The sequence below is a fragment of the uncultured Agathobaculum sp. genome, from assembly GCF_963927765.1.
GTDB lineage: Bacteria > Bacillota > Clostridia > Oscillospirales > Butyricicoccaceae > Agathobaculum.
The window spans coordinates 1-6137 of record NZ_CAWVCU010000124.1 but is presented as its reverse complement, the minus strand read 5'-3'; the positions used below and the strand labels follow the sequence as shown (position 1 = coordinate 6137).

The 6137-nt window shown below is 53.3% G+C and carries 5 protein-coding genes; all 5 read left to right on the top strand.

Annotation, left to right across the window (positions count from 1 at the left end; translation table 11 throughout):
• A partial coding sequence (locus ABGT74_RS11255; RefSeq protein WP_346705551.1) for an elongation factor G occupies positions 1-1675 on the top strand: 1675 nt, incomplete at its 5' end.
• A gap of 134 nt (positions 1676-1809) precedes the next feature.
• Complete coding sequence (locus ABGT74_RS11250) at positions 1810-3015, top strand: FprA family A-type flavoprotein (protein WP_297282388.1); 1206 nt, start codon at positions 1810-1812, stop codon at positions 3013-3015.
• A gap of 126 nt (positions 3016-3141) precedes the next feature.
• Positions 3142-3642, top strand: a complete 501-nt coding sequence (locus ABGT74_RS11245) for a DUF4830 domain-containing protein (RefSeq protein ID WP_297282389.1) — start codon at positions 3142-3144, stop codon at positions 3640-3642.
• A 183-nt stretch (positions 3643-3825) separates the two neighbouring features.
• Complete coding sequence (locus ABGT74_RS11240) at positions 3826-4557, top strand: pseudouridine synthase (protein ID WP_346705550.1); 732 nt, start codon at positions 3826-3828, stop codon at positions 4555-4557.
• A gap of 192 nt (positions 4558-4749) precedes the next feature.
• Positions 4750-5841: a helix-turn-helix domain-containing protein gene (locus ABGT74_RS11235; RefSeq protein WP_297282391.1), complete on the top strand. Its 1092-nt coding sequence runs from the start codon at positions 4750-4752 to the stop codon at positions 5839-5841.
• Positions 5842-6137: the final 296 nt, after the last annotated feature.

Genomic DNA, 6137 nt, shown 5'->3' with positions numbered 1-6137 from the left:
TGAGGAAAACTCGGATTACTATACCTCGCTGCATAAGCTGCAAAAGCAGTTCGGCGTATCGGTTGCGCCGATCGTGGTGCCGATTTTCGAAGGCAACCGCGATACTGTCGGCATTGTGGACTGCGTGATCCGCAAGGCATACCGCATGGAAGGCAACAAGCGCGTTGAGATTCCGATTCCGGACGATATGAAGGAGCGTATCGACCAGCACCGTGCGGCGCTGTGCGAAAACGTAGCAGAACTTTCCGAAGAGCTGATGGAGCGTTATTTCGCAGGTGAGGAGTTCTCGGATGAAGAGCTGATCGCCGGCATCCGTCAGGGCGTTAAGGATTTGGTCATCGCGCCGGTATTCTGCGGCACTGCGGCAACCGGCATCGGTTCCTATGCACTCTTGAAGGGCATTGCAGACTACATGCCGTCCCCGGATGAAAAGCCGGTCGAGATCTGCGAGGATGAAAAGGGTGAGCTGATCGAGATCAACTGCACGCCCAACGGTTCGACCTGTGCATTTGTATTTAAGACGGTCGCTGACCAGTACGGTCGCTTCTCGTATTTCAAGGTCATGTCGGGCGAAGTTAAGCAGGATATGACGCTGGTTAACAAGCGCGCAGATGCTAACGAGAAGATGGGCCACATCTACACGGTCTGCGGCAAAAAGACCACCGAGGTTCCGGTGGTTGGCTGCGGCGACATCGGTGCGGTTTCCAAGCTGGTCACCACCAAGACCGGCGATACGCTCTCCATGAGCGTGCGTAAGGTGGAGCTCGAGCCGATCGAGTTTGCGCCGCCGTGCTATACGCAGGGCATTGCGCCTAAGGTCAAGGGTGCGGAAGAAAAAATCTCTACTGGTCTGGCGCGTCTGCATGACGAGGACCCGTCCTTCGAGACTGAGTTCAATCCGGAAACCAAGCAGCATACCATTTCGGGTGCAGGCGACATTCATCTGGATGTACTGTGCGCCAAGCTCAAGGATAAGTTCGGCGTTGAGGTGCAGCTGACTGCGCCGATCGTACCGTACCGCGAGAAGATCCGCAAGCCGGTGACGGTCGAAGGCAAGCATAAGAAGCAGTCCGGCGGCCATGGACAGTATGGTCATGTTAAGATGGAGTTTGCTCCGTATCCGGAAGGCGATTACCTGTTTGAGGAGAAGATTTTTGGCGGTTCTGTTCCGAAGAACTTCCATCCGGCGGTTGATAAGGGTATCCGTGAGGCGATGGAGCATGGCGTGCTGGCAGGTTATCCGATGGTTGGCCTGCGTGCAACCCTGCTCGACGGCTCTTACCATGATGTCGACTCCAACGAATTGTCCTTTAAGATGGCAGCGCGTCTGGCGTATAAGGCGGGTATTCCGCAGGCAAGCCCGGTGCTGCTCGAGCCGGTCTGCTCGATGAAGGTTGTCATTCCGGATGCGTACATGGGTGATGTAATCGGCGATCTGAACAAGCGCCGTGGCCGCATTATGGGTATGAACCCGATCGAAGGCGGCAAGCAGGAGATTCTGGCAGAGTGCCCGATGGCAGAGCTGGCTGACTACGCGATCACGCTGCGTTCGATGACGCAGGGCCGTGGTTCGTTCGTTTCCAACTTTGAGCGTTACGACGAAGCGCCCGCACAGGTGCAGGAAAAGGTCATCGCGGAGAACAAGGCGAGACTGGAAGCTCTCAATAAGGAATAAAACATTGATTTTGTCAAAAACCGGCTGTTTCGGCAGCCGGTTTTTTGTTGGTGTGAGCGGCGCAGCAGGGTAGACGAAAAAAGGAATTTGTGATATAATTTTAACAAATTATGAAAATACGGAGGTTTCTTGCGATGCACACAATCCGAAAGATCCAGGATGATCTCGTTTATGTTGGCGGAAGCGATCGCCGCCTGAGCCGATTTGAAAATCTGTTCCCGATCCCGCGCGGTGTTTCCTATAACAGCTATCTGCTGCTGGATGAAAAAACCGTGCTGTTTGATACGGTGGACGATTCCATCAGCCGTCAGTTTTATGAAAATGTCTCTGCCGCGTTGGCAGGCCGTCCGCTTGACTATCTGGTGGTTCACCATATGGAGCCGGACCATTGCAGCATGATCGTTGCGCTGCTGCACCGCTATCCCGAAGCAAAGATTGTTTGCAGCGCTAAAGCGCTGGTTATGCTCGCGCAGTTCTATGCAGAGGATATGAAGGAGCGTGCACTGGTGGTCGCGGAAGGGGACAAGCTCTCTACCGGCCGCCATACGCTGCATTTTGTCATGGCACCGATGGTACACTGGCCGGAAGTTATGGTTACCTATGACGAGCCGAGCAAAACTCTGTTCTCGGCGGATGCATTCGGCACATTTGGCGCACTGGCAGGCAATATCTTTGATGATGAACTCGTGTTTGACAGCGTTTGGCTGAACGATGCCCGCCGGTACTATACCAACATCGTGGGCAAGTATGGTGCGCAGGTACAGGCGCTGCTGAAGAAGGCGGCTGCACTGGACATTGAGATGATCTGCCCGCTGCATGGTCCGATTTGGCGCGGCAATCTGGAGACGATGCTGGAAAAATACCAGAAGTGGAGCGCTTACGAGCCGGAGGACAAGGGCGTTATGATCGCCTACGCCACGATGTATGGCAACACGGAGAATGCTGCCAATGTTCTGGCTGGCATGCTGGCTGACAAGGGCGTGCACAATATTGCGATGTACGATGTATCTGGCACGGATGTTTCTGAACTGGTGGCCGAAAGCTTCCGGTGCAGCCATCTGGTTTTGGCTGCGCCGACCTACAACGGTGGCTTGCAGCCGCGCATGGAGGCCTTCCTGCATGATCTCAAAGCGCTGAACCTGCAAAACCGCACGGTAGCGCTGCTTGAGAACGGTACATGGGCGCCGGTTTCCGGCCGTCACATGAAGGCCATTCTGGAGGGCATGAAAAACATGACCGTATTGGAAAATACGATCGCCCTCAAGTCCACGCTGGCGGATAGCCAGTATGGTGCGCTCGAAGAGCTGGCAGATACGCTGGCAGCACAGATTCTGGCGTAATTGTTCGAATAGAAAGAATGAAGAACACCGCCCGATGGAAGCAAGAGCTTCTGCCGGGCGGTGTTTTGTTGTTCTGCTTTGCGGTTTGTCTGCATAGGATAAAGCAAAAGCAGGAGGGGCGATAGCATGATTGTTTTTGCAGCCAAGGTATCGGTAAAAAAAGTGGTGGCAGGCGTACTGGCGGTGAGTGCTGTGGTTTTGGGTGTTACGTTGCTCGCGCCGGCAGCGGAGACAATGCATGCGCAGACCGTGTCGGGCGAAATAGATTTGGACAGCAAGCTGAAAAACAATGAGCAGCGCGTTGCGTTGCTCGAAAGCTATGGCTGGAAGGTGAACCCGGAACCGCGCAGTGAGCGTGAAGTGCAGATTCCCAAAACTTTTGATGACACCTATCAGGCATATAACGCCATTCAACTGGGGCAAGGGCTGGACCTTACGCCGTATCAGGGCAAACGGGCAACGCTGTATACGTATGAGCTGACCGAGTATCCGACTGGAGAAGAGGGCGTGATCGCCAACTTACTCATTCGCCGCAATCAGCTGATCGCTGCGGATATCAGTTCCGCGGAGACGGATGGCTTTGTGCATGGCATTACGGAAATGCCGGAAACCGATTCGGCAGAATAGAGGTAATGCATACAATACATGATATGTATGCGGCTGACTGTGCAAATATACAAAAATCAGGGCTTAGATTGTTGTATCCGCAAACGAAATTTAGGGAATTGCACTTTTTCTGCAATTCCCTATTGTGCAATTTGCAAAAAAGTGGTATGCTATTAGCAGGAATGAATTGTCGGGGGAGACAAAATGCCACGGATGCGATTGGACAAGCTGCTGGCGCATTTGAATTGCGGCAGCCGAAAGGAAGTACAAGCTATGATTCGCGCGGGCCGCGTGCAGGTTGACGGCGCGACAGAGCGCGATCCCGCGGCAAAAGTGGATTCAGACACTGCGCAAGTGGTGCTGGATGGACAGGCGCAGCAGTATCAGGCGCAGCGGTACTATATGCTCAATAAGCCGGCCGGGGTGATCACCGCGAGCCGGGATGCGCGGCATTCTACCGTGCTCGACCTGTTTCCAGAGGAAATCCGGCGCGGTTTGTTTGCAGTTGGACGGCTGGATAAGGATACCGAGGGACTACTCATCGTGACCGATGACGGCGCGCTCAGCCATGCGCTGATGAGCCCGTCGCGTCATGTAGAAAAGGTGTATGAGGCCACGGTGGAAGGGGAACTGCTGCCGGATGCGGAAATACGCTTTGAAAAAGGGCTGACGCTCAAGGACGGTACGGTTTGCCTGCCCGCCCGTCTGGAACGACTGACAGGGGATGGTGCGCAGCGTGTGCGGGTCATCCTGCGGGAAGGAAAATATCATCAGGTCAAACGCATGATCGCAGCGGTAGGCGGCGTGGTGGTACAGCTGCGCCGCGTGCAACTAGGCGGTTTGCGGCTCGATCCGGCCTTAGTAGAAGGTGCGTTTCGCGCCTTGACCGATCAGGAGCTGACGACGCTTCAAAAGCCGGCATCGGAGAGTATCTAAAAATCGCCAAAAAAAATAAAAATTTTTGTACAAAAATGTAGAAGACTATGATATAATGTCTTAAAATGCACAGGGAACCTCGAGGGTTCTTGTGAACAATGTCAGGAATACGGCAGTTTTTGTGGCCGGGGCAGCGTTGGCATAGCGTGAAAGCGCACAAGACAAGAGGGAAATACGGGAAAGGTGATGGAAATGGCTTCAAGATTGTTCCAGTCGATTGTTTTGCAGATGAAGGACACGGTAGAACGTACCATTGGTATCGTGGATGCGAGCGGTGCGGTCGTGGCGTGTACCGATCTGCCCCGTATTGGTGAAATGCGGGAAGAGGCAATCACCGAGCTTGGCTTTGCCGGTGAGATTGTCCGTTTTGGTGGCTATACCTACCATACCACAGGCGATCGGGCTAGTCGGCTGGAATACGCTGTTTTCGTGCAGGGAGAGGACGAGCTCGCGCGCAGTATTTGCTCGCTGGTGGCGGTTGCGATCAACAACATCAAGACGCTCTATGATGAAAAGCACGATAAGGCAACGTTTGTCAAAAACATCATTCTGGATAACATTCTGCCGGGCGATATCTACATCAAATCCCGTGAACTGCATTTCGGCAACGATGTGCCGCGCGTGGTTTTCTTGGTTCGCCAGCAGATGCCGGCGGACGTTGCGGCAATCGATGTCGTGACCGGCATGTTCCCGGACAAGCAGAAGGACTTTGTGCTGCATATTTCCGAGACCGATATCGTGGTCGTTAAGGAAGTCAAGGCGGGCAGCGATGTCAAGGATCTGGCAAAGATCGCCGCTTCGATTGAAGAAGCGCTGCTCAGCGAGCTGTCGGTCAAGTGTCTGATCGGCATCGGTTCCGTGTCCTCGCAGATGAAGGATATTGCCAAATCCTTTAAGGAAGCACAGACTGCCATCGAGGTTGGCGCGGTGTTTGACACGGAAAAGAATATCATCAGCTTTGAAAATCTCGGCATTGGCCGTCTGATTTATCAGCTGCCGATCACGCTGTGCGAAATGTTCCTCAGCGAGGTGTTCAAAAAGGGTTCGATCGATTCGCTCGATCAGGAAACGCTGTTTACCATCCAGAAGTTCTTTGAAAACAACCTGAACGTTTCGGAAACCTCGCGTAAGCTGTTTGTACATCGCAATACTTTGGTGTACCGCTTGGAAAAGATCAAAAAGCTGACCGGCCTCGATCTGCGTGAATTTGACCATGCAATCGTGTTCAAAGTGGCGCTGATGGTGCGCAAATATCTGGCCAGCCGTGAGGAAAACGTGCGCTGAGGGCGGATTGTTCACAAAATCTTCACGCAAAAATATGGTCATGCAGGGAAATGGCAGGGATTGTCGTCTTGCGTCGGCTAAGAAAATCTGTTATAATAGGCAAAGGTGTATGATCGACATGCACCTTTGCCTTTTTGGTATTTAGTTTGGCTCCGAGGAGGAATGCCTGTGATACGGATGAACGATGTCACCATGGTGTACGATAACGGTACCCGTGCGGTGAACAAAGCGAACCTGCGCGTGGATGAAGGGGAATTTGTGTTCCTCGTCGGTGCGTCCGGCTCTGGTAAAACGAC

Coding starts and splice junctions, on each gene's coding strand:
- ABGT74_RS11250 (WP_297282388.1), top strand. CDS start 1,810: ATGCACACAATCCGAAAGATCCAGGATGATCTCGTTTATGTTGGCGGA.
- ABGT74_RS11235 (WP_297282391.1), top strand. CDS start 4,750: ATGGCTTCAAGATTGTTCCAGTCGATTGTTTTGCAGATGAAGGACACG.
- ABGT74_RS11240 (WP_346705550.1), top strand. CDS start 3,826: ATGCCACGGATGCGATTGGACAAGCTGCTGGCGCATTTGAATTGCGGC.
- ABGT74_RS11245 (WP_297282389.1), top strand. CDS start 3,142: ATGATTGTTTTTGCAGCCAAGGTATCGGTAAAAAAAGTGGTGGCAGGC.